We start from the raw sequence: 24,311 nt of genomic DNA on the forward strand, positions 1-24,311 counted from the left end.
ATGTATTAGGCACGCCGCCAGCGTTCGTCCTGAGCCAGGATCAAACTCTCCATTAAAGACCAACCGAAGTTGGTTTATAGAAAGAGCGATAAGCTCATTTTTAATGCTAGCGATTCTTCTTTATAAAAGAAGAAATCTTTATTTCATCATCCATTTGTTCAGTTTTCAAAGAACTTGTCTGTTCTCGTTCGTTCAACGAGCCAGGAATTAGATCATATCATGTTAGTTACTTTCTTGTCAAATCTTTTTTTCGATTATCTTTTCAGCAACCTCGCTTCAAGAAATGATACTCTCAAAGCAACGTCTAATAATATATCATGCCTAAAGTTATTTAGCAAGCATTTATTTATATCTATTTTATTTCCTACTATACAACAGATAATAAGGCAGCCACCCCGCCCCAGAGCGGAATGACTGCACTCATTGCAAAACTATTATTCTTGTTCCAGCAGTCTGATAAATTCATCCTCATCTTCTATGGTGTCAATTCCGAGCTGTTGGGCCTTTGCCAGCTTACTCCCAGCCTTTTCACCAGCTATGACTAGATCCGTCTTTTTCGATACAGACCCCGCAACTTTGGCTCCCAGTGCCTCCAGCTTGGATGCAGCTTCGTCACGCGTAAGCTGATGCAAGGTACCTGTAAGCACGACCGTTTTGCCGCTGAAAAAGCTGTCTGTCTTCTTCTCCTGCGGAGCTTCAGGGGCCTGAGCTTTCACCCCTAGAGACAGCATCTTTTCAATTCCCGCCTGAGTAAATGGATCTGCAAAGAAAGCAACAATGCTTTCGGCTACAATCCCGCCCACATCCGGTAGTTCTATCAGTTCTTCCACCGTAGCGGACATCGTCTTGTGCAAATCACGGTAGTGTTCAGCCAACATGCGTGTTGTTGCTTTACCGGTATTCGGTATACCCAGAGCATAAAGGAAAGAAGCCAAATCTCTCTCTTTACTCTTTTCAAGTGCCGCCAAGAGGTTACTGGCCTTTTTCTCACCAAACCGCTCCAGCTTCACAAGATCATCATATTGGAGTGTATACAAATCCGCAGGCTCGCGCACTTCCAGTTCGTCATGCAGCTGTATGGCCGTTTTGTCACTGAATGTCTCAATATCCATAGCATCACGTGAAGCAAAATGGGAAATACGAGCTACAATTTGTGGTTTACACCCCAGCTTATTGTCGCAAAACAAATGGGCACCTCGCTGCTGTAACGGAAACCCGCAGGCTGGACAATGATCTGGTACGACAATTTCCTCCCCGTCGTTCTCAGACGTTACCTTTCCTAATATCTCCGGAATGACATCGTTTGAGCGACGGATAAACACACGTGCACCCAAAGCAAACTTCAGGTTTTTGCGCTCGATGTCACCAGCATTGTTCAGTGTACAATTTTGTACAGTGACTCCCGCCAGCTCTACCGGCTCTACCCTTGCGAGTGGGGTGATTTTACCGGTTCGTCCTACATTCCACTCAACCGAGTTAAGCACCGTTGTCGTTTCCTCGGCTTCGAACTTATATGCCACCGCCCAGCGCGGGAATTTATCGGTATACCCGAGAGCCTCACGTGTGCGCATATCTGTAATTTTCAATACTGCCCCATCAATGAGGTAATCCAATCCGGCACGAGATTTTTCAATCTCAATCAGTTGCTCCATTACATCTTCAAAATTATCAAAGTAAGTCAGGTAAGGGTTTACCTTAAAATGATTTTCACGCAGGAAAGTCATCATTTCCTGGTGGCTGTTAAACTGGATACGGTCTGCATATCCCACATTGTAGAAAAATGCATTCAAGCGCCGCTCTGCTGTCACTTTGGGATTCAAGTTGCGCAAAGCACCAGCTGCGGCGTTGCGTGCATTTTTAAGAGGGTCCACGGCAGTCTCATTATATTTGGACAATACAGAGAGATTCATGATCCCTTCTCCCTGTACTTCAATGGTTCCATTTCGAAAAGGAATTGTAAGTGGCACAGATTTAATGGTCTTCACCTGTGCCAGTATTCCCTCACCCACCACGCCATTACCGCGGGTAGAAGCCTGTACAAGCTGTCCATCTGTATACGTCAGGTTCAGCGTCAGTCCATCGAATTTAAGTTCTATCGCATAGCCTGGAGATGGCAAAGGTTTCTCCGGGTTCTTGGTATTGTAATCATTAACCAGTTTCACAACACGCGCGTTCCATGCACGCAGCTGTTCCATATTCTGAGCTTTATCAAGGCTCCATAATGGGGCAAGGTGGCGATGCGGTGTGAAACCTTTGAGTAACTCCCCACCCACACGCTGTGTCGGCGAATCCGGTAGCACAAGACCGCTCGTCTGTTCGAGCGCTACCAGCTCGTCATAAAGCACATCATATTCTTTGTCGCTGATCTTGGGTTCATCCAGTGTGTAGTAATGATAGTTATATGTGTTCAGTTCAGCAACAAGCTGCTCCATTCTGTGCATTGGGTTCATGCAGGCGTATCCCTCCGGGAACTTCATCAGGGCAGAGGCCTAAGCCAAACTGCCACTCATGAGGTTCGAGATTTAATGATGTTTGAGATTTATTCTACTTTTGTAATAGGTGCAAAGCCAGCCAGCAGTCGTTTAACCCCTACCGGAGCCGGGAAAGCAATTTGAAGTTCCATATCATTGCCAGTCCCTTTTACAGCTACAATGGTTCCAATTCCCCATTTGCCATGCTGCACCTTGTCTCCAGCAGCAAAAATGGAGGGGCCTCCTGCCGAAGCAGCCGGAGTCGGTTTCGCGGATGAAGATGTCGTTACGGTTACGCGGGGTGACGCGGAAGCGGACGAACCACTGCGGCTCATCGTATCAAACGAGCGTTCTCCACCAAAGTTGCTGCCACTACCTTTATTCAGTCCGCGCCCACCATAAGATCCGCCTACATTGCCTGAACGGCGGTAGCGGTCACGTTTGATGATCGTATCCTCTTTTAACTCGTCTGGAATCTCTTCGAGAAAGCGGGAAGGCGGGTTAGCCGTGGTGCGTCCAAACAAAGTGCGCATCTGTGCACATGTAAGGAACAGTTGCTCCTCTGCACGGGTTATGCCGACATACGCCAATCTGCGCTCTTCTTCCAGTTCTTCGTTATCCAGAAAGGCACGACTATGAGGGAACACTCCCTCCTCCATACCGACAATAAATACAATGGGAAACTCCAGACCTTTGGCGCTATGCATGGTCATCAATACAACCGCATCGCTTTGCTCTTCTTCGTCGTCATTCATGGAATCAATATCAGCAATCAGCGCAAGGTCGGTCAGGAAGGAGACGAGTGACTTGTCTTCCGCACCTTTTTCAAATTCCATGGTTACCGACAGGAACTCATCAATATTCTCCAAACGCGAGCGTGACTCGAGTGTATTCTCGTTCTGCAGTTCCAATCGATATTGGGTGGTTTCCAGCATTTTTTCTGTTAACTCGGTAACCGACAGGTAGTCTACCATACGACTTAAACCTTCGATCATATCGTAAAACTCTACCAACGCATTGCGCGTACGTCCTGCAAAGCCCAAATCATCTACCACTTGAAGGACACGGAAAATCGAAACTCCACGTTCCGCTGCAGCTGCCTGCAATTTGCCGACAGTTGTGTCTCCGATGCTTCGTTTTGGCACATTAATGATTCGGATCAAACTGATGTCGTCGTCAGGATTGGAGAGCAGGCGAAGATACGCCAGCAAATCCTTAATTTCCTTCCGATCATAGAACTTGATACCGCCCACGATCTGATAAGGAATATCTGATTTAATCAGAATTTCCTCGACAACCCGAGACTGAGCATTCGTACGGTACAAAATGGCATGATGGCTATAGGTTTTGCCCGCTTTAATATTCTTATGAATTTCTGAAGCGATAAAGTAGCCCTCATCATGTTCAGAATCAGCACGGTAAACCTTAATCTTGGCGCCGCCTTCTTTGTCAGTCCATAGTTTTTTCGGCTTGCGGCCTGTATTTTGACCAATGACTTCATTGGCAGCATTGAGAATATTCGAGGTGGACCGGTAGTTCTGCTCCAGCAAAATGGTACGCGCTTCCGGGTAGTCCTCTTCAAAATTCAAAATGTTGCTAATATCGGCACCTCGCCACCGATAGATGGATTGGTCACTGTCACCTACTACGCAAATCCGGTGATGCTTGTCGGCCAGCATTTTGCACAGCATGTACTGCGCACGGTTTGTATCCTGATATTCATCAACATGAATGTATTGAAATTTCTTCTGGTAGAAGTCCAGTACCTCAGGTACTTCTTTAAACAGCTGAATCGTTGCCATGATCAAATCATCAAAATCAAGAGAGTTGTTGTTTTTGAGCCGCTGTTGGTACTTGGTATATACCTTCGCCACAATCCCTTCAAAATAGTCGCCAATCTTGCGCTCATACATTTCGGGAGTGACCAGTTCATTTTTTGCCGTACTCATCATAGACTGAACCGCTTTGGGTTCAAATTTTTTGGTGTCTATATTCAGATCCTTCATGCAGCTCCGAATGACAGACAATTGATCCGTAGAATCCAAAATGCTGAAATTCGAGGTAAATCCAATCCGCTCGATATCCCGACGTAAAATACGCACACACATCGAGTGGAAGGTGGATACCCACACATCTCTTCCCTGTGGGCCAATCAGCTTGGATACGCGATCCTGCATCTCACGCGCGGCCTTGTTCGTAAAGGTAATCGCCAAAATGCCCCATGGAGCCGTCTTGCGGGTTGCGATGAGGTAGGCTATTCGGTGCGTGAGCACCCGTGTTTTACCACTGCCTGCGCCAGCCATAATCAGCAGCGGACCATCTACCGCCTCCACAGCCTGACGCTGAGGCGGATTAAGGCGAGCTACCGCCTCGTGTATATCTATTGATTGCATGCGTGCATGCTCCTTTCCCTGAGCTTCCATAAAATCACGTTCTATACTTCCAATTTCACAGCTACCGTCTCCAGCGCTTTCGCCAAGTCACGATAAATGATGTTTCCTACTACAATGGTGTCACAAACGGCAGCCGCTTGTAACGCGGTAGATTTATCCACGATTCCTCCCCCGTATAGGACACGAGAGTGCTCTGTACTGCGATGTATTTTTTGCACCAGCTCCATATCCCCAAAAGCACCGCTATATTCCACATATACAATCGGCAGATGCATGAGCTTGTCAGCAATCTGTGCATATGAGGTGGCAGATGAAGTATCCAGCGAAGTATCTGCTCCGGTAAGCTTAGCGACTGTAGAATCACCGTTCAAAACAATATATCCTTCCGTCACAAGCAAATCCCAAGGGATCATATAACCAAACTGTTCAATCGCACGTTGGTGCTGTCCTAGAATCCAATTACTGTCAGCGGTATTCAGTACCATAGGAATCATATATAGATCAAACCCTGGTACTACAGCTTCCAGATCGGACACCTCAAGCACACACGGCACCTCATAACGTCGAACCCTCGACAGCAAATCCACCGTATTTTCGTAGGTAATACCTGATGAACCTCCTACCATAATCGCATCCGTACCAGACATACACACGGCGTCAAGTGCCTCATCATCCAGTTCCTTTTCAGGATCAAGCTTAAACACATGCCTCCATGATTGAATTGAATCTGCCAACACACATTCCTCCAGCATCCATTGCTTTTGTCATGATCCAGTCGAACCGAATTCCAATATCCAAAAGCGTTCTATGCTAAGTCTATGACAGTGCTTAAAAGGTGTCAATGTTCGTATCAAATGGGAACACCCCGTTCAGACAGCTTAGGGGCGTAGCGCATACAACCAACTGCGTTTACTAAGTTCTTTTTCCGTTAAAATATCTGTATAGAAACCTTGCACACCCATCTGTTCATACTCAGCCGCATCCTTCAACTCATTAATGGTATTTACGTAGCATACCGCTCCGGCCTGACGCAAACTTTCCACTAGAGCACCACTCACCCGATTCTCTGGTAAAGTTACTGCCGTTATATCATTTTGTTGTACAAATCGAATGATTTGGTCATCTTTATCCTCTGTGGCGTAGAGCGTATAAATAACGGATGGATAGGGATAAATACTCCGCAACATTTGCAGCATTTCTTCATTATAAATTTGGGGAACAATACGAGACAAAAGCTCGGGGTTTTTCTCCTGTGCCTGACGGGTCAGTTGTGCAAACAACTGTTTGATCTGGGCAGGGTCCTGTTCTTTCGTATCGGTCACAATATAAGCATCCGGGTATGTTTCCAATAAATCCAATACATCCTTCCAATCTACTGGGGTATAAGAACCGTGTATGGGGGTGTTCTTGAATTGATGATAGCTCCAAGGTTTTCCTCCCTGTTCTGTAGCAACTGCGTGTTCCTGTTGCATTTGCTCTGTAAAAGATTCTGTCCATTCATGGCGCGCCACCAATTGTCCATCCGAAGTAAACATCAGGTCGACCTCGAATACGCGGCTGCCTTTTTTATAATTTTCCACAAACGCTTCACGCGCATTAGTATAGGCCAAACCATTAACGGCTCCCATGGCATGCGAAATTACGCGGTGCGTGGTAAAGTCAGTCTGTTCTTCTGTAGATTGCCCTTTGTAAGCCAGTAAAAATGTGCCGGTTAACATTAAAAGAATGACCGCAGCAATCAGTCGTTTCATAGGGTGTCACATCCTTTTCGTACAGGTCAATACCCCACATACGCATGCTCAAAACAACTGCCAGACGCAAAAGCACCCTCCGGCTAAACCGAAGGGTGCTTCTGTATTAATACGCGTTCTTGAAACCGTTGCGAATCGTGCGGAAAATAATTTTAATATCAAATAAGAGCGACCAGTTCTCAATATAGAAGATGTCATGCTTAATCCGTTCCTCAATAGATGTATCTCCACGCAACCCGTTGCTCTGTGCCCAGCCTGTGATTCCGGGACGAACATGATGCTTCACCATGTATTTTGGAATTTCCTCACGGAACTGATCCACATAATAGGGCCGCTCTGGGCGTGGACCAACGACACTCATATCACCCAGCAGAACGTTGAAAAACTGCGGCAGCTCGTCGAGACTCGTTTTACGAATAAAAGTACCAAAACGTGTGCGTCTTGGGTCATTAGCAGTCGTCCAGCCCGTATCTTCAGTTCCAGGTGGTAACACCTTCATCGAACGAAATTTGTACATTCGGAAGGTGCGACGATTCAAGCCTACCCGCTCCTGCTTAAAAATGATTGGCCCTCTGGATGTAATCATCACACCAATCGCTACTGCTAGCATGATCGGAGAGGTCAGGAGAATCGCGAATAAAGAGAATAAAATATCGAATAGGCGCTTAAACAATCGATTCCCCGCTACATCCAGTGGAATATCCCGCACATTGATCATCGGCATACCTGCAAAGTTATCAAAGTACGGGCGAGCCGGCAAATAATCGAAAAAGTCGGGGATTATAAGCGTGCGCACTCCAGCCTTTTCACACATGTTGATAATCTTGGGGTACTTATCATGAGCATCCAGCGGCAGCGCCAGAATGACCTCGTCAATCATCAGACGCGACAGCGTAGCCTCCAATTGATCTAAGCCTCCAAGAATCGGGCGGAAATGCGCCTCTTCCTCTTCACTCCAATGCCGCTTATCATCCAGAAAACCCACTACCTCGTATCCCAGATCAGGATATTGTCCAAGATTATGATAAAATCGTTGACCTAGAGTACCCGCCCCGAGAATAAGCATGAATTGCTTGTTGTACCCTTTTTGACGGAGAGCTTTAAGAATTTGCTTCAAAAAGAACCGGTAAAACAAAATAAGCAGCACGTTTCCAACCATATAGATTGCCAGATAGGACCGCGAAATGTCGATTTGTTTCACGAAGAACATCACACTCAACAGCACGAACAGGCCAACGATATGAATCTGGGTGACTCGGAATACGTCGTCTGCAAATCGTTTTTTGCGTTTGGGCGAATAGAGCGAGAATAACATCCCCAGCACTACGGCAATCAGGCCGTAGATTAAGCTCCAGCCTCCATATACTTGAATAGGAAGCGGTTCTGTATAGGTAATCCATTCACTTTCAAATTTGAAAAACCAAGCGATCAGAAAGGACAACTGAATGACCGCGAAATCCGCCACAATATATAATTGGGTTAAAAAACGCTGATTTCTGCGTATCATGCTTTCACCTCAGTATGAGATTGTTCCCCGCCGTCCGGCTTGACCGGTACGGACAACTTATTTTTTAGGAAAGCCATTCCAAATTTCACGGCAATCCCCGCATATACAGCCATATTGGTGATCCAACTGTATTGCTGTTTATAATGCTTACGATGAAATACCCACATAGCTCTATGAAACTCATAAATAATTTTCAAAGGACGACGGCGAGCGCTGCCCCCTTTGATATGAATAATATATGTGCGCGGGTAGTAGTAAATGCCCCACCCGGCTTGCTTAATCCGATAACACCAGTCAATGTCCTCACCATACATAAAAAAGGTTTCGTCCAAGCCGCCGACCTGGTCAATCGTCTCCCGGCGTACTAGCATAAAAGCACCTACCAGTACATCTACTGGATACTCATCATCCGGGCTTAGATGCCCAAGCTGATATTGATTGTACTTCGGGTTATCCGGGTAACGCTTCGACCAGCCGAAAGCGTAGTAAAAAGAAGCTGACGGCGTTGGAAATCCACGCTTGCATGCCTTATCCAGCGAACCATCCGGCAGGATGACCTTACAGCCCGATGCTCCCATTTCAGGATGCGTATCCATAAACGGAATCATCGTATCCAGTGTGTCCGGCTGCACCAGCGTATCGGAATTCAACAGCAATATATAACGTCCGCCGGCTACTTCCATCCCCTGATTGTTTGCCTTGGCAAAACCTGTATTATCCTCATTGGCTATCAACATAATCTCCGGGTATGCAGCACGAATAGCCTCAACAGATCCGTCACTGGAGTGATTATCAATAACAATCACTTCATATCGGTATTGCGTCTTGGACGCATACACCGACTGCAAACAATCCAGCGTCAATTGACACGTATTATAGTTGACGACCAGTATGCTTACATCCATATTTAAAACGCTCCTGACAAATTCAGTAATCTATTCTACTATCGCCTATTATAGCATACCGCGCAGACCACGGGGCGCAAAAAAGCACATAACTTGTAACCTTACATAGTTTAGAAGGATTATGCAAAATTCGATTCCTGTCACTCCAAAGCGCAAATATAGACAAACGAAATCATTTCGATCTATATATTGTTCATTGGAAGTCGTTTATTAGATTTTTGTAAAATCCTCGGTTGAGGTCTAAAATTCATCGTGGTAAGATATACATGGAAAAAGGGCTGGTGCCAGCCAGCCCCTGCGCAACCAACGCTCCAAGAGCGGACGGTTTTGGAACAATCAGGCCGAAAATAGACCCTTCCTTGCGGGGGCGGTCTATTTTCGTTTGTTAAACTCTAACAGTGTGACGATTAACGCCCCGAACGTCAGCATTAAACTGAGCGCCTCAAACACTGTCACAGGCTTCACCCCCCTTCTCGGGAGAGTTAGCCGACCGCCCTTGCCAGCTCTATCGGTTGCACGTTTCAATTATACTATATTTTTCCATAAAGGAACACGCATTCGATGGTATTTTATCTAGTATTCATTTGCACCTTTGACTATTTGACGCTTATATATGGAAAAAAGTTTCAATATTTTTCTTTCCATCCCCCTATAACTTCCTCATTATGAAAACCAACTTATAAATCCAGTTGTCCAACCGTGACTGCCTGTAAAATGGAGACTGCCAAATATATTTCATACGAGAAAATACGCCCTTTTGGTAGCTGTCCAAGAATTGATCCATATCTTTATACATTTGAGGAGATATGTCTTGTCCATAAAGCTGAATAAATTGCTGGGCTTGTTTGCTTAAAATATAGCGATTTTTTCCTTTTGCAAATCTACTTAGTCTTTTCCTCCACTTGCTAACCCAGCCATCGGTAGAACCTCCCAGCACATTGTTTTGATGCTGCCGATACCAAATGGACGGCTTGGGGTCAAAAACAACCTCACCAAAAGAGGAAGTGCATAAGTAAATCCACCAGTCATGCATAATAATATTATCCAAAGAATCTGGGATTCTCTTTTTCACGAGCTGAAGTGTTTCTTTATTGATCACCATGGTACAACCTACACATACATTCTCAATCAGAGCATTATAGAAGGATACAGGTCGGGGGATGTCAGCTGGCCATACTTTGAGTGGTTCCAATGTTTGAGAGACCATTCGTGTAGCAGAACAGTACATCAGTGGCCGGCTCCCATCCTGATTCCTGAGATGAGCCACAGCCTGAGCAAGTTTGTTCGGCATCCACACATCATCCTGATCACAAAAAGCGTAATAGTCGAATGTCTCAGACGATCTTTGAATCAGATCAAAAAAGCTTTTAATAACCCCTACATTGCTCTCAAGGCATAAAATAATCTGTTGAGGATAACGTTGCTTCAACGCTCTCAACTTGGCAACCGTATCATCTGTCGAGCCATCATCACGAATTAGAATCTGAATTTCTACGTCTTTTTGATTGATGAGACTTTCTATTTGCTCATCTAAATAAGCTGCTCCATTATATGTAGACAATAAAATTTGTATGTTAGGTCTGTTCAGAGTAATGACCTCCTTCTTTTAAAATGTGTAATAGAGGGACAATATGTTCCATCTGCTTATACATTATAATGCTCATTGTCCTTAATCAACATAGGCCTTAATATAATAAAATCTCCCAATCATGAACTGATGGGAGATTGTTGATATTTATTATAAGGTTTTATTTACTTGGGTTTACTAAGATACTCCCGCAAAAAATCACGCAATCCCTCACGCCAGTCGCGCAAATCATTCAATCCATTGGTTCGAATCGCTATATGCTCCATAACAGAGTTACGTGGCCGCGCTGCCGGTCTGGGGAATTGTTCTGTGCTGCACGGCTCCAATTTCGCTGTGATCTTGGCATCTAATATTTCCGCCGCATCCTGTAAAATAGCTTGCGTAAATTCATACCAGGTACAGGAGCCACTATTGGATGCATGGTATACGCCATACTTCTCCGTTTGAATCAATTCCGCCAAAAAACGTGCCAGATCCACCGTATAGGTAGGTGAACCCTTCTGATCATTCACCACCTGGAGGAGTGGCTTCTCCTGTCCAAGCTTCAGCATCGTTTTAACAAAATTGTTTCCGTGCAATCCATATACCCAAGATGTACGAACAATAAAATACCTAGAGGAAAGTGTTTGGGTCAATACCTCCCCCGCCCGTTTGGACTTTCCGTAGATACTCTGCGGATTGGTATTATCGTACTCATGATATGGCTGCTTTGCCGTTCCATCGAACACATAATCTGTGCTGATATAAACCAGCCTGGCTCCAACCTTTTCCGCAGCCAGCGCCATATTACGTGTACCTACCGCGTTGACTTGATAAGCCCCCTCTACATCGGTCTCCGCTTCATCCACAGCCGTATAAGCTGCACAGTGGATTACGGCATCAGGTTGATATTGCCCTACAATTTTCACAGCCTGCTGCAAATCCGTGATATCCAATTGTTCCCGATCGTAACCAAGGACATCATGTCCTTGCTCTTGAAAAACCTTTACTACGTCTTTACCAAGTTGCCCGGATGCTCCAGTGACCAATACTTTCATTCTACGCATCCCCCAAGCGGGAACCGTACTGCTTTGCATAGTATTGTTGATATTCGCCAGATTGGATGCGAGTCCACCATTCTTCGTTGTCCAAATACCAGCGAATCGTCTCTTTAATGCCGGTTTCAAAAGAATGCTTTGGCTTCCAGCCCAGCTCATTCATGGTCTTTGTAGGATCAATGCCATAGCGGCGGTCATGACCTGGACGATCCTGCACATACGAAATCAGAGATTCTGGCTTGCCCAGCTCCTCCAATACCGTTTTGACGATATGCACATTTGTCCGCTCGTTATTTCCCCCGATATTGTATACTTCACCCAGTTTACCCTGATGAATGACCAGATCAATGGCGCTGCAATGATCCTCTACATACAACCAGTCGCGAATGTTCAAGCCATCCCCGTATACAGGTAGCTGTTGGTCGCTCAATGCACGTGAGATCATTAGCGGGATTAGTTTTTCAGGAAACTGGTATGGACCGTAGTTGTTAGAACACCGCGTGATATTCACTGGTAAACCGAAGGTTTCATGATATGCACGAACTAGCAGATCGCCGCCTGCCTTGGATGCAGAATAAGGACTATTGGGTTGCAACGGAGTTTCCTCCGTAAACAATCCTGTTTCTCCCAAAGATCCATACACCTCATCTGTTGATACCTGTACAAACTTGGTCACGTTATATTTCTTGGCTGCATCCAGTAGCACTTGCGTACCCAATACGTTTGTTTTCACAAACACTTCCGGTTCCAGAATACTCCGATCCACATGTGACTCCGCTGCAAAATTAACCACCACATCAATTCCCTGCTGCATCAGCTGGTCAATCGCATGTGCGTCGGTAATATCTGCTTTGATGAAGCTATGCTTGGGGTTATTTTCAATGGATTTCAAATTTTCTAGGTTACCTGCATAGGTAAGAGCATCTATATTTACAATTTCATAATCTGGATGCTGTTTTAACATATACAATACAAAGTTACTGCCTATAAATCCGGCCCCGCCGGTGACAAGAAGTTTCATACAAGCCTCCTAAAATACATTCCGATATATACATAACATGCACTTAAACTAAGAAGGAACCGTCAGCAATGGATAATACTCTTACTTTGTCGTTCCGTATCTATTCGAAATTAATCTCCGCGTTTGCTAATACAGGGTGCTTCTGATCCTTTTCCGAAAGAATTGCATGGGAAGTGGGCCAATCAATCCCAAGTGCCGGATCATTCCAGAGTATACCACGATCATTCTCAGGTGAATAATACTCATCTACCTTATAAAACACCTGGGTATTAGACATAAGCGTACAGAATCCGTGAGCAAAACCTTTAGGGACCAGTAATTGACGTTTATTGTGTTCACTCAAAATCACCCCAACCCATTGACCGAATGTCGGGGAACTTTTACGAATATCCAGAATCACATCATAGATGGCTCCTGAGATCACACGAATGAGTTTTGTTTGTGCTTTTGGCTCTAGCTGATAATGCAAGCCACGAATAACTCCAGTCTCTACAGATAATGACTCATTATCCTGAATGAAAGCATGATTAATACCGTTTTCTTTCATAATCTGCTCATTGTAGCTCTCCATAAAATAACCACGATGATCACCATGGACCATGGGTTCAATAACCTTCGCACCTTCTAGTTTCAAAGGGATTACCTTCATAAGTCCGTATCCTCCCTTTAAATCTTTAATTTTCCAAATTCTTCACCAAACACTATATCCTTGGCCAATTCATTAGCACGCGCAAGAGATGGGTGAGTCCCCGCATCCGTCCACCATCCTTGAAGAATATCATATGTCAATGTTCCATAAGTAATATATGCATTGTTAACGTCAGTTATCTCAAGTTCTCCACGAGCTGAAGGTTCAAGCGTTTTTACAATTTCAAAGACACTATGATCGAACATATAAATACCTGTTACAGCGTAATTACTTTTGGGATCTTTGGGTTTTTCTTCTATAGACATAATCCGTTCCCCTTGAAGTTCAGCCACTCCAAAACGGTGTGGGTCTTGTACCTGTTGAAGGAGAATTTTGGCCCCTGTAATTTGATTGCGGAAATTGTTCACAAATGGGGCAATGTCGTCTTCAAATACATTATCGCCTAAAATAACAACCATTTGATCATTACCTACAAATTGTTCAGCCAAATCAAGAGCTTGTGCGATCCCACCTGCCTCATCCTGAACTTTATAAGTGAATGTTACGCCCATTTCACGCCCACTGCCAAGGAGGTTTACAACATCTCCCATATGTTCCTTACCTGTTACGATAAGAATATCATGGATGTCAGCTTTCTTGAGCTTGGATACAGAATGGAAAATCATTGGATACTTACCAACCGGTAATAAATGCTTATTGGTTACTTTGGTTAAGGGGTATAGACGTGAGCCAGTACCTCCCGCAAGAATTATCCCTTTCATAATAAAACCTCCATTAATTGGCTCTAATAATTAATCTCGATAAAACAAAAGTAATTGGAATGGTAACAATCGTAACTATTAACGGAACAAAAATTTCTGGAATGTGAAAAATTCTAACCAAGGCAAATAGCATTAACAAGTTAATCAAATACTGTACAATATATACAATTGGATATTTGATAAAGCTCCTTAAAGAAATCTTTTGCTTAAAAACAAACAAAGCATTTAACAAAAAAGATATAACAATTCCGCACACATATGAAATGCTATAAGAAATCTTATAATCTACGAAATCAATAAGAGCTAAATAAATACCATAGGTTGCCAGTGTATTTAATCCCCCGCTAATTAGAAATTTAAGAAACTCTTTATTCGTAAGTTTCATCCACAATAAATGCAGGGCGCTCTCTACTCTCATCAAGAATCCTCCATAGGTACTCTCCAATTATGCCGAGCATAATCATAATGATACCTAATAAAAATGTAATCAGTGTAATAATTGTAGTCCAACCTTGAAGTTCGATCAATCCTACAAGCGCGTTGATAATTATAAAAACACCATATAAAAAACTTAAAACAGCCGTAACAAAACCTATTGCTGACATAAAACGAATAGGTGCATATGAGAAGCTAACAAATGAATCAACAAATAATTTAACCTTTTTAGATAACGTCCATTTAGACGTTCCCAATTTTCTTTCCCGCCTCACATAAGAAACCATTTCCCTCTCATGACCAAGCCAGTAGATCAGACTCATAACATTAGTGTTTTTTTCTCTTATGTGTAAAACTTCACGCACCACTTGTTTATCGATCAGTAAAAAATCAAAGCCACCTTTAGGATAGTCTTTTAAAGCCAATTTTTCCAACAGGTAATAGTACGTATTGGAGAAGAACTTTTGCGATAAAGATTCCTCCCTATCTTCCCTAGTTGCCAAAACTACTTTTTTACCTAATTTCCAATGCTTAATCATTTCTTTGAACAACTCTGGCGGATCCTGCAAGTCTGCTGCAATAACACCTACGCAGTCCCCCGTAGCATAGTTCAAACCAGCTTGTATGGCAGACATGGAGCCGAAATTCCTGCTCAGTTTAATAACTTTTATTCTGGGATCTTGCTTCCTAGCCTCCAACAACAACTTTAAAGAATCATCTTTGGAACCATCATCAACAAAAACAAATTCTAAATCGCATCCTACCAAATGTTCTTGTAGTCCAATAAGTCTATGAATTGTATGAGGTATATTTAACTCATTAAAGTACACAGGAACTACAATAGAAAATTTAATTTGGTTGGTAGTCATTAATAGCCTCCACAACACACTTAGCATCATCCATAGTCATAACCGGACTTAACGGAATACTTATAATTTCAGAGTGTATTTGCTCTGAGATAGGAAAACTTAAATTTGACCATTCACTATAAGCTTGTTGTCGATGCGGAGGAATGGGGTAATGAATCATGGTTTGAATTTCTTTACCGCGTAGAAATTCAGCAAAGCTTTCTCTATTCTTAACTCTAACAACAAAAACATGCCAAACATGAGACAACTCTTTCTCTTCGATTTGAGGCAGAGTAATATATGGATTATCAATATTACTCAAATAGTACAATGCTGTCTCTCTTCTCAACTGATTGTCACGATCTAGGTACTTCAATTTTTCTCGAAGTATAGGAGCCTGAAATTCATCCAAGCGACTATTATAACCTTTTACGATATTTTCATATTTTTTCTCAGAGCCATAATTACGAAGTGCATATAATTTTTTATAAACTGCTTTATCATTTGTTGTTATTGCTCCCGCATCGCCTAAAGCACCTAAATTTTTCCCTGGGTAAAAACTGAATGCAGCTGCATCACCTAAATTCCCAGCACGAATGCCGTCATAAATTGCACCGTGTGATTGAGCGCAATCTTCAATAATTCTTAAATTGTACTTTTCTGCTAAGGCACGAATAGGTTTCATATTACATATCTGCCCATACAAATGAACTACTAATATTGCTTTCGTTCTATTAGTAATTGATTCCTCGATTTTATCGGGGTCGATATTATATGTCTTAAGATTAGGTTCAACCAGAACTGGAATAGCCCCATTAGCAGAAATTGAAAGAATCGATGCAATGTAGGTATTTGAAGGTACAATAACTTCATCTTCTGGACCAATATCATAAGCACGCATAATTAATTCTAATGCATCAAGTCCATTAGCTACCCCAACGCAATATTCAGTCCCACAATAGTCCCCGAAATCACGTTCAAATGCTTTAACTTCTTCTCCAAGAATATACCATCCGGAATGCAGAACCTTCTTCATGCTTTCCAGAATAGCTTCCTCGTGTTGCAAATTTATTTTTTTCAGATCAAGGAAAGGTATCATGATATTCACTCACTTTGTATGTTTATTGAAATTTCTCCATTAAATAAGTGATACTGAGAATCACATTTAGAACAATAATAAACTTCATTCAAATTTTCTCCACAATTACAAATATACCCACGAAATTTTGCTGGGTTTCCATACCACAAGGTATTATTTGGGATATTGGAAGTTACGACCGAACCTGCCCCTACCATGGCATATTTTCCAATTTTATTACCAGCAATAATTGTAGCGTTGGCTCCGATAGAGCAGCCATCTTCCAGATATGTGTTTAGAAATTTATCTGGGTACTGCTTGGAGCGGGGCTTCATATCATTCGTAAATGTTACATTAGGGCCAACAAACACATTATCTTTTATTCGAACACCGTCCCATATGTACACCCCAGATTTAATTGTAACACTGTTACCTATAGTCACATCATTCTCAATAAATGTATGATCATTTATATTACAATTATTCCCTACTACAGCACCAGGTAAAACATGAGCAAAAGCCCAAATTCGTGTATTGTCACCTATTTTATCGGTCTCTACTATTGCCATTTCATGGACATAATAATTTTTCATGAACCATACACCTCTAAAAATATAGAATAGTCTCTAATATAGTCCGCTACATCATATAAATGGGATGCAAGCACCAAAAGTACACAGTCAGAAGAAAAATCATACATTTCATGCCAGTCATTAGGTTCTAATATTAGTAACTTAGCAGGATTATCTAATACTACATCTATTTTTCTTTTAGTATTATCAAGGTATACTTTACAACTGCCCGCTACAGCTACTAAAGCCTGTCGTGTTTTATAATGAGCATGAAAACCACGTCTAATATCTGGTCTTGTTCCATAAATATAAAAGACTCTTTTAATCTCAAAAGGCACATCCTTATGTTCTTCAATAACAGCAAGCATACCTCTTTCATCGCCTAATTCGCTAATTTCTATTAATTGACTTGTGTACTCATAAGATGAACTACTCATTTCCCCCTCCATTAACACATTTATAAACTTAACCAGTTAATCCTACCTGTTTGATAGTCCAGCAAGAATGACAACACAAAAAATACAAAAATGATTATTAAAAATGAAACACCGTACAAACCAATAATTATACTCCTCCTTTTTAATTCAATGCCCTTATTGTTAACTAACTTCACCATCTTATAAGCACCAGTACCACAAAAAGGGAGCAATATTAAAAACACTGGATATCCAAATCTTGATTCAACTACGGTTGTTCCAATAAAAAGTAGATACACAAGACAGGAAACAAGTAAAGAAACGGCAATAAACTTAGTTTTCTTTGTCTTTTTTCTGTATTTAAGAAAGCTAACTATGCCATATGCTGCTAGAATCCAAAAAATATAAAGAAATATAGAACCAAGAATCCTACTCATGGGGTAAAAATCCCTGATATAGGTATCTACATATCCCCAATCTAATACTCCAAATATATGTGAACTATATGCAACTAAAAATGCCGGAAAATTGTAAACCACTAAATCAAATATGTTCGCCTCAGAGCCTACTGAAAATGGCGTTTTAAAAATCAACTGAGGGTTTTCATTAGGAATAATTAAAGTCCCATATTTCAAGTATGTTGCTGCAAGTTTACTTTGAAATTCATAAAGATTCTGATGCACCAGAACAGTCCAATGGTTATATTGATTCACATTATTGTAAAGTTGCGGTATAAAAATTATACTGGATATAACGGCTGCTAGTATAAGCTTCGATAAATTTAAATCATTAAGCATTTTTTTTCTGTAAAGGAATAAAATAAAAATAATTGGAATTAGAATTGCCGAGGCTGGTCTAACCATGACCGCCGCATAACTTAACAAAAAAACTATAAAATAAGAACTAATTTTCCGGTAATCATTAAAAATCATATGTAGTACCGAGAGAACAATAAAACATGATGCGAGTGAATCCGTTAAAAATAACGTTGTCGACTGAATTAAATAAGGATTGAGAAATCCAAAAGTCAGTATAACATAATAGATCAAATTATTTTTAGTTGTTCTATAGAAATAAGAGCTCACAGTAAAAATGGTGTAAATATATAGCAAAAATTGAAGTATACTGATTGTTATCTTTGCATTATCAATGTTCCCATTCGTGAATATTCTAGCAAAAGTTATGAATAGAGGATATAAATAAGTCCTTAAAGGTTCATCTATACTAAAGAGTCCTTTATCTAAAATCATTTGACTAATAGTAATGTATCCCGTTTCATCATAATAATTAACATTATAATTTTGAAGTAAGTAATAAATGAAAATCGATGTAGATATTAATATTAGAACAACTAACGGTACAATCTTATGTTTATTCAAAGAGAACAAAAATTCCAACTCCTATAATACTTAATAACTCAACTTTCGCAGCATGAAATCGGCAAACAAGCCTTGATATAACTGGGTAAAGCGGAGATCCATTGCTGGAGTTGACACTGAATCAGAGCCGACAGCTTTTAGCCTGCTTTCTTAGCGATTTCGTTGACCAGGTCGAGCAGTTTTTGTAAGGCGATCATCCAGTCTAACGCACCTACTTCGTCGCATAGCAAATAAAACAAGCCGCCCAATGAACGGGCGTCCGTACTTTTCCGATGTTGCCAGACCAGTAAAATATATCGTGAGAACACAATCGTCGTGTGACTGATTAGTAAGTCATAGGAACGACCCTGGAATTCTTTCTGTAAGCGAAGCAGTGATTGGGTGCACTTGAAGAAGACCTCGATATCCCAGCGGATCCCGTAAATCCGAATGATGTCTTCTACGGTAAGCGAAAGATCCGTTGTCAGAATCGCGAGCCATTCTTTCTTTTGGCTGCGATGGCGGACGAACACCACATGAACCGGAATGCCACAAGCCAGTTCGGTGCGAATCAACCGGAGAACTTGGCGCTTGTTGCTCTCCACAGGAGGCGCAACGCTATACAATGCTTTGAGCGACAGGCTCCGGCCCTGAATCCGGAAACGTTTCTTGTCGTTCTTGAGCATGCCGATCACATCGAGTCCGCGGGCGACGACTTCGCCAATGAGCGGAGCGTGCGTGAACCAGCTGTCCATCAAGACATAGGAAGCGGTCACTCAAGCTTCGAGGACTCGATCCAGCATGGATGCGGTGACCTGTGGAGCTGGCAGAAGCGCTTTCTGACGGCGTTTATAGCCGAAGATACGTTTGTCGATGTTCTCGTGGATGCCGTTAATGGAAGACTCGTTTGAGCTTAGCAGCGCAAAATTCAGCGGCAGAAAGGTATGCCCATCCGACCAGCCCATCGTCAGCATACGAAATCCTTTAAAATAAGTACCGGTGGTATGATCTCGAAATCGGGCGAGCAACTCCACCGATTTGCTGCGGTTGCGTTCGAACATGGAGTCATCGACGATGAAAACCGAATCCCGATCAGCCGACGTCAGGGCGCTGACCTTCTACACGGTGGCGACGCTGAACATCGTCAGAAAGCGACGCCACGCAAAACCAGCATGGTTGAGAAAACGATACACCGCATCCTTGCCGGGAAGCGATTCGTCCTGACGACTCTCCAGCAAACGAAACCAGTTCTTCTGATAAAACAGAAGGACGAAAACAAGCTGGAACAGCCGAGCACAGCTAAAGCCAAATCGTTTACGAAATCCCGCTTGGTGCAGATACTTCAAGACATTCAGTTCTTGAAATGCAGCCTTCAATTCTTTGGGTAGTTGATTTAGGTCGGGTTGATGATCTATCATGATAGAAGACACCTCTTTTGTCTGGTAGTGATTGCTCGTCACTCTCACTTTACCAAACCAAGCGGTGTTTTTCTATTTTGCAAGAAGGGTATTCGAATCCCTCAGAGCCCAGTTGCTACAAAGGTTCGAGTTGATTTTTGCTCTGCGAAAGTTGAGTTAATAATACCTAATCAATTCTTAAACTGTATTTTACTTTTTTAAGCTAATAATAAAACTCAAGTTTGTTCCTAACATTGGATCATTTTGTAGTGTGAAATAGAAATTAAGTATAATATTCGATATAAGAGATCTGTCGATAATAATTTCATTACCGACAGGCTCTCTCGTCCAAGGCAACATTAAAATGCACAAATAATATAATCCATATTTACCAGTTAATAAATAATTAAGGTATAATTCTCATCTCTATTAACAATCATTTTATAAAATCAATGCTTTTTAACACTACAGATGAATTAATAGGAGGATCAAATCTTATAGCTCCAACATTCTGCATTGCAATAGGTTTTTTACACAAAATAATATTCGATCCTTTTTTGAGCGAAATATAACTACTATACTTTTCTTCGCTATAATCTTCATTTTTCTGGGACAAAAAAACTTGCATTTCCCCAGTCGTATCAGACTCAATATTTATTCTGATATAATCAAATGAACTATAATCTATTTCTTTAGATAAAGGAAAAGATATATGTGGGTCAATATGCCCCGCTTTTAACATCGTTGTATCATTTTCATCTTTAGAAATCGATAAATCAAAATAACTTGGGATGTCCTTATCAGCATTAATTTTATAAATTGATTTTCCAGTAATCTCGACATCCTTTTCATTATTAGTTAAATCCAATTTCCACTTCTCTTTATCATCAGAAAATTTTACAATTATTAGGTTGTCAGACAATGCTACGGAACCTGTATAAGGCCAAACAGGCATATTGGTTGAAAGTTTAAGAGCTTTTTGTATTTGACTATTGTTGGGTCTAACAAAATCATACCCTAATGATTTCATAAAGGTCCATTTTCTCTTTTCCCTTCCCCCATCCCATTCAAAAAATGAGTACCCTAATACCTCTTGCTTTATGACATTTTGTCTCAATTGCTGAATATGACTTCCCACGAATACAACTGGCTGGGATGGTGCCTCTCCCAAATTCAAATTTAAAATTGCATGCCCAATTTCATTAGCCAACCTCACATCATCTTGATATCTATTATAATCACTGTAAAATAATTGTGATAGCGAAAGAGACTGGTTTATAGAGACCAACACAACTAATATCAAGAGAATATTCTTTAAAAATATTTTATTAATAATCAGGTATACTAACAGCCATACTGAAGAAATAAATAACCCGAGTACCAAATTCGATCTTATTGGGATTGGAGATCCTAGCATAATTGACATTAAAAATGGCATGCTGAACAAACATAATAATGTTAAAAACAAATATAATGCCATACAGTTAGCTTTTTTAAAAATGAAATTTACCAGAAACCATAGCGAAACGGATATACAAGCAATTAATGTAGGTAGTATAATCTGGCTACCATAAATGACCTTCCCCAAAGCAAGGTTTTTGAAATAAACCAAAAGAGTTGCTACTATGTAATTCGGATCCTGTTTTCCCCAAACAAAAAAATTATCGATATAGCCTGAGGATGGGACAAATAGCCCTACCAGTTTATCTATCAGATAATATAAAATATATCCCGTTACTAAAGTTAGGATATACTTAAGTAGTATCACAATAAACTCTCTAAAACTTAAGCTTGTATCTGATTTTTGAATAGATAAAATATATAAACATGTGATTACCAAGACACCACAAACAAAAACTGGCAAGAAGGACTGATATATAGAGATAGAGAACATAATTAATAATATTCCCAATAACAAGTATAATCTATTTTTTTTTAAAAGAACCCATTTTACGACTAATAATGTCGCTAAAGATATCGCTATCCACCCTATTCCTAGTTCGAAGCTCATCATAGAGAATCCTATATTCTCCGAGTACGCAGGAAATGTTAGAAAAAGTATTGCAAAAATAAAACCTGCTACATCAATTCGCTGATTTTGTGTTTTAAAAACAAAACCATTGAAGGTATATGCCCAAACTAAACTGCTGAGAGCAAGAGAAGTTACTGCAAGAAAAGTACTGGTTACTGAATTGACCTGCCAATATTGGAATAGTTCTTTGATCAAAACAATCCCAAAACGTCCTTGAGATCCCCAAGCCCCAACTATAGATTCAGGTTGTGAAAAGAGTGCAACTTCTTCATCTATAGAAAGTGTAAAATTCGTTAGGGGGAAGCCATATGCCAAAAAAATCGTCAAAGCAATTATAATACAAAACAACTTATTCTTCTTTATATATTCCTTGAATTCTTGGAACTCCTCACTTAGATCAGCAAGACCTTTTCTTAGTTCATACATTATATTGCTCCCATCATGGTATTATTCTACCGATCATTAATTCAAATATATAAAGTTACGCTTGTTCAAAGTTTATTACTTTTTTATGATATTGAAAAACAAATTAGCTTCTTCCCCATTTTCAAAGAACCTTTATTACACCAGCTTAGCTCCAACCTTTTCCGCAGCCAGTGCCATATTACGTGTGCCTGCTGCGTTGACTTGATAAGTCCCGTCTACATCAGTTTCCGCTGCATCCCCAGCCGTATACGCTACACAATGATTACGGCATCAGGTTGATATTGTCCTACAATCTTCATGGTCTGCTGCAAATCCGTGATATCCAATTGTTCCCGATCGTAACCTAGGACATCATGTCCTTGCTCTTGAAAAACCTTTACTACGTCTTTACCAAGTTGACCGGATGCTCCAGTAACCAATACCTTCATTCTACGCATCCCCCAAGCGGGAACCGTACTGCTTTGCATAGTATTGTTGATATTCGCCAGATTGAATGCGACTCCACCATTCTTCGTTGTCTAAATACCAGCGAATCGTTTCTTTAATGCCGGTTTCAAAAGAGTGCTTTGGCTTCCAGCCCAACTCATTCATCGTCTTCGTTGGATCAATACCATAACGGCGGTCATGACCTGGACGATCCTGCACATACGAAATCAGAGATTCTGGCTTGCCCAGCTCCTCCAATACCGTTTTGACGATATGCACATTTGTCCGCTCGTTATTTCCCCCGATATTGTATACTTCACCCAGTTTACCCTGATGAATGACCAGATCAATGGCGCTGCAATGATCCTCTACATACAACCAGTCGCGAATGTTCAAGCCATCCCCGTATACTGGTAGCTGTTGATCACTCAGTGCACGAGAGATCATTAGCGGGATCAATTTTTCAGGAAACTGGTATGGACCATAGTTGTTAGAACAACGCGTGATATTCACTGGTAAACCGAAGGTTTCATGATATGCACGAACTAGCAGATCGCCACCTGCCTTGGAAACAGAATAAGGACTATTAGGCTGCAACGGAGTTTCCTCCGTAAACAATCCTGTTTCCCCCAGAGAACCGTACACCTCATCTGTTGATACCTGTACAAACTTGGCCACGTTATATTTCTTGGCTGCATCCAGTAGCACTTGCGTACCTAATACGTTTGTTTTCACAAACACTTCCGGTTCCAAAATACTCCGATCCACATGTGACTCCGCTGCAAAATTCACCACCACATCAATCCCCTGCTGCATCAGCTGGTCAATCGCTTGTGCGTCGGTAATATCTGCTTTGATGAAGCTATGTTTGGGGTTATTTTCAATGGATTTCAAATTTTCCAGGTTACCTGCATAGGTAAGAGCATCTATATTTACAATTTCATAATCTGGATGGTGTTTTAACATATACAATACAAAGTTACTACCTATAAATCCGGCCCCGCCGGTGACAAGAAGTTTCATGAGCTACCTCCCACTTTAAAGTAATGTTACCCCTGTTTTTTCAATCTCATTCGCAAGATTTCAACCTCAACGAATTGAAGAAGAACCTGAAGATGGGGTCGTTAAAGTCCTAACAACCTCTACTTCATTATAAGCGCCTCTTTCATATTTGGAATCTGTTCATGGCTGAACGCTTACCAGTATAATGAATGGCGCTTTTTTGCTCGAAGCTCAAATC

General features: G+C 41.4%; 19 protein-coding genes, 1 rRNA gene and 2 pseudogenes (1 of these 22 running past the window's edge). All 22 read right to left on the reverse strand.

All coding sequences use genetic code 11. The features are described from left to right. A 16S ribosomal RNA gene (locus MKY35_RS23240) occupies window positions 1-56 on the reverse strand (it extends 1,500 nt beyond the left edge of the window). Window positions 57-434: 378 nt separating this feature from the next. After that, entirely contained in the window at window positions 435-2,450 is a 2,016-nt protein-coding gene (gene ligA / locus MKY35_RS23245) for an NAD-dependent DNA ligase LigA (RefSeq protein ID WP_039271371.1), read from the reverse strand. Window positions 2,451-2,539: 89 nt separating this feature from the next. Then, entirely contained in the window at window positions 2,540-4,864 is a 2,325-nt protein-coding gene (gene pcrA / locus MKY35_RS23250; protein ID WP_029514509.1) for a DNA helicase PcrA, read from the reverse strand. A 41-nt stretch (window positions 4,865-4,905) separates the two neighbouring features. Further along, window positions 4,906-5,616 (reverse strand): heptaprenylglyceryl phosphate synthase, encoded by a 711-nt coding sequence (locus tag MKY35_RS23255; protein ID WP_342444907.1) that lies wholly within the window; start codon window positions 5,614-5,616, stop codon window positions 4,906-4,908. Between the two features lie 126 nt (window positions 5,617-5,742). After that, window positions 5,743-6,615, reverse strand: coding sequence for a phosphatidylinositol-specific phospholipase C/glycerophosphodiester phosphodiesterase family protein (locus MKY35_RS23260; RefSeq protein WP_340956987.1), 873 nt, complete (start codon window positions 6,613-6,615; stop codon window positions 5,743-5,745). A 106-nt stretch (window positions 6,616-6,721) separates the two neighbouring features. Next, window positions 6,722-8,122 carry an undecaprenyl-phosphate glucose phosphotransferase gene (locus tag MKY35_RS23265; RefSeq protein ID WP_342444908.1) on the reverse strand — a complete coding sequence of 467 codons (1,401 nt, stop codon included), beginning with the start codon at window positions 8,120-8,122 and terminating at the stop codon, window positions 6,722-6,724. Further along, complete coding sequence (locus MKY35_RS23270; RefSeq protein ID WP_342444909.1) at window positions 8,119-9,027, reverse strand: glycosyltransferase family 2 protein; 909 nt, start codon at window positions 9,025-9,027, stop codon at window positions 8,119-8,121. Before MKY35_RS23270 ends, MKY35_RS23265 begins: the two co-directional genes overlap by 4 nt. A gap of 649 nt (window positions 9,028-9,676) precedes the next feature. Beyond that, window positions 9,677-10,588, reverse strand: a complete 912-nt coding sequence (locus tag MKY35_RS23275) for a glycosyltransferase family 2 protein (RefSeq protein ID WP_342444910.1) — start codon at window positions 10,586-10,588, stop codon at window positions 9,677-9,679. A 191-nt stretch (window positions 10,589-10,779) separates the two neighbouring features. Next, complete coding sequence (rfbD, locus tag MKY35_RS23280) at window positions 10,780-11,652, reverse strand: dTDP-4-dehydrorhamnose reductase (protein ID WP_342444911.1); 873 nt, start codon at window positions 11,650-11,652, stop codon at window positions 10,780-10,782. 1 nt (window position 11,653) lies between these two features. Next, on the reverse strand, window positions 11,654-12,673 hold the full coding sequence (gene rfbB, locus MKY35_RS23285; RefSeq protein WP_342444912.1) for a dTDP-glucose 4,6-dehydratase: 1,020 nt from the start codon (window positions 12,671-12,673) through the stop codon (window positions 11,654-11,656). A 100-nt stretch (window positions 12,674-12,773) separates the two neighbouring features. Continuing rightward, complete coding sequence (gene rfbC / locus MKY35_RS23290) at window positions 12,774-13,322, reverse strand: dTDP-4-dehydrorhamnose 3,5-epimerase (RefSeq protein ID WP_342444913.1); 549 nt, start codon at window positions 13,320-13,322, stop codon at window positions 12,774-12,776. Window positions 13,323-13,339: 17 nt separating this feature from the next. Next, window positions 13,340-14,083 carry a sugar phosphate nucleotidyltransferase gene (locus MKY35_RS23295; protein WP_342444914.1) on the reverse strand — a complete coding sequence of 248 codons (744 nt, stop codon included), beginning with the start codon at window positions 14,081-14,083 and terminating at the stop codon, window positions 13,340-13,342. A gap of 13 nt (window positions 14,084-14,096) precedes the next feature. Beyond that, complete coding sequence (locus MKY35_RS23300; protein WP_342444915.1) at window positions 14,097-14,501, reverse strand: GtrA family protein; 405 nt, start codon at window positions 14,499-14,501, stop codon at window positions 14,097-14,099. Further along, window positions 14,452-15,387 carry a glycosyltransferase family 2 protein gene (locus MKY35_RS23305; protein ID WP_342444916.1) on the reverse strand — a complete coding sequence of 312 codons (936 nt, stop codon included), beginning with the start codon at window positions 15,385-15,387 and terminating at the stop codon, window positions 14,452-14,454. Before MKY35_RS23305 ends, MKY35_RS23300 begins: the two co-directional genes overlap by 50 nt. Next, window positions 15,368-16,465: a DegT/DnrJ/EryC1/StrS family aminotransferase gene (locus MKY35_RS23310; RefSeq protein WP_342446695.1), complete on the reverse strand. Its 1,098-nt coding sequence runs from the start codon at window positions 16,463-16,465 to the stop codon at window positions 15,368-15,370. Before MKY35_RS23310 ends, MKY35_RS23305 begins: the two co-directional genes overlap by 20 nt. 5 nt (window positions 16,466-16,470) lie before the next feature. After that, on the reverse strand, window positions 16,471-17,037 hold the full coding sequence (locus MKY35_RS23315; protein ID WP_342444917.1) for an acyltransferase: 567 nt from the start codon (window positions 17,035-17,037) through the stop codon (window positions 16,471-16,473). Then, window positions 17,034-17,453 (reverse strand): FdtA/QdtA family cupin domain-containing protein, encoded by a 420-nt coding sequence (locus MKY35_RS23320; protein WP_342444918.1) that lies wholly within the window; start codon window positions 17,451-17,453, stop codon window positions 17,034-17,036. Before MKY35_RS23320 ends, MKY35_RS23315 begins: the two co-directional genes overlap by 4 nt. Window positions 17,454-17,473: 20 nt before the next feature. Further along, entirely contained in the window at window positions 17,474-18,295 is an 822-nt protein-coding gene (locus tag MKY35_RS23325) for a hypothetical protein (protein WP_342444919.1), read from the reverse strand. A 554-nt stretch (window positions 18,296-18,849) separates the two neighbouring features. After that, window positions 18,850-20,208: pseudogene (locus MKY35_RS23330) on the reverse strand (transposase). A gap of 415 nt (window positions 20,209-20,623) precedes the next feature. Further along, on the reverse strand, window positions 20,624-22,645 hold the full coding sequence (locus MKY35_RS23335; protein ID WP_342444920.1) for a glucosyltransferase domain-containing protein: 2,022 nt from the start codon (window positions 22,643-22,645) through the stop codon (window positions 20,624-20,626). Between the two features lie 78 nt (window positions 22,646-22,723). Then, window positions 22,724-23,073 (reverse strand): annotated as a pseudogene (locus MKY35_RS23340) (sugar nucleotide-binding protein); the annotation flags it as partial. 1 nt (window position 23,074) lies between these two features. After that, window positions 23,075-24,094, reverse strand: coding sequence for a dTDP-glucose 4,6-dehydratase (rfbB, locus tag MKY35_RS23345; protein WP_342444921.1), 1,020 nt, complete (start codon window positions 24,092-24,094; stop codon window positions 23,075-23,077). Window positions 24,095-24,311 lie beyond the last annotated feature (217 nt).

Origin of the sequence: Paenibacillus sp. FSL L8-0638 (genome assembly GCF_038593075.1) — a bacterium.
Taxonomy (GTDB): Bacteria; Bacillota; Bacilli; order Paenibacillales; family Paenibacillaceae; genus Paenibacillus; species Paenibacillus polymyxa_D.

What these genes read in the sequence shown, in the direction of transcription:
- MKY35_RS23295 (WP_342444914.1), bottom strand. Translation starts at nt 14,083, where the DNA reads ATGAAAGGGATAATTCTTGCGGGAGGTACTGGCTCACGTCTATACCCC.
- pcrA (WP_029514509.1), bottom strand. Translation starts at nt 4,864, where the DNA reads ATGCAATCAATAGATATACACGAGGCGGTAGCTCGCCTTAATCCGCCT.
- rfbB (WP_342444921.1), bottom strand. Translation starts at nt 24,094, where the DNA reads ATGAAACTTCTTGTCACCGGCGGGGCCGGATTTATAGGTAGTAACTTT.
- ligA (WP_039271371.1), bottom strand. Translation starts at nt 2,450, where the DNA reads ATGAACCCAATGCACAGAATGGAGCAGCTTGTTGCTGAACTGAACACA.
- MKY35_RS23320 (WP_342444918.1), bottom strand. Translation starts at nt 17,453, where the DNA reads ATGAGTAGTTCATCTTATGAGTACACAAGTCAATTAATAGAAATTAGC.
- MKY35_RS23325 (WP_342444919.1), bottom strand. Translation starts at nt 18,295, where the DNA reads ATGGTTAGACCAGCCTCGGCAATTCTAATTCCAATTATTTTTATTTTA.
- MKY35_RS23335 (WP_342444920.1), bottom strand. Translation starts at nt 22,645, where the DNA reads ATGTATGAACTAAGAAAAGGTCTTGCTGATCTAAGTGAGGAGTTCCAA.
- rfbC (WP_342444913.1), bottom strand. Translation starts at nt 13,322, where the DNA reads ATGAAGGTAATCCCTTTGAAACTAGAAGGTGCGAAGGTTATTGAACCC.
- MKY35_RS23310 (WP_342446695.1), bottom strand. Translation starts at nt 16,465, where the DNA reads ATGATACCTTTCCTTGATCTGAAAAAAATAAATTTGCAACACGAGGAA.
- MKY35_RS23265 (WP_342444908.1), bottom strand. Translation starts at nt 8,122, where the DNA reads ATGATACGCAGAAATCAGCGTTTTTTAACCCAATTATATATTGTGGCG.
- rfbB (WP_342444912.1), bottom strand. Translation starts at nt 12,673, where the DNA reads ATGAAACTTCTTGTCACCGGCGGGGCCGGATTTATAGGCAGTAACTTT.
- MKY35_RS23305 (WP_342444916.1), bottom strand. Translation starts at nt 15,387, where the DNA reads ATGACTACCAACCAAATTAAATTTTCTATTGTAGTTCCTGTGTACTTT.
- MKY35_RS23315 (WP_342444917.1), bottom strand. Translation starts at nt 17,037, where the DNA reads ATGAAAAATTATTATGTCCATGAAATGGCAATAGTAGAGACCGATAAA.
- MKY35_RS23300 (WP_342444915.1), bottom strand. Translation starts at nt 14,501, where the DNA reads ATGAGAGTAGAGAGCGCCCTGCATTTATTGTGGATGAAACTTACGAAT.
- rfbD (WP_342444911.1), bottom strand. Translation starts at nt 11,652, where the DNA reads ATGAAAGTATTGGTCACTGGAGCATCCGGGCAACTTGGTAAAGACGTA.
- MKY35_RS23255 (WP_342444907.1), bottom strand. Translation starts at nt 5,616, where the DNA reads ATGCTGGAGGAATGTGTGTTGGCAGATTCAATTCAATCATGGAGGCAT.
- MKY35_RS23260 (WP_340956987.1), bottom strand. Translation starts at nt 6,615, where the DNA reads ATGAAACGACTGATTGCTGCGGTCATTCTTTTAATGTTAACCGGCACA.
- MKY35_RS23270 (WP_342444909.1), bottom strand. Translation starts at nt 9,027, where the DNA reads ATGGATGTAAGCATACTGGTCGTCAACTATAATACGTGTCAATTGACG.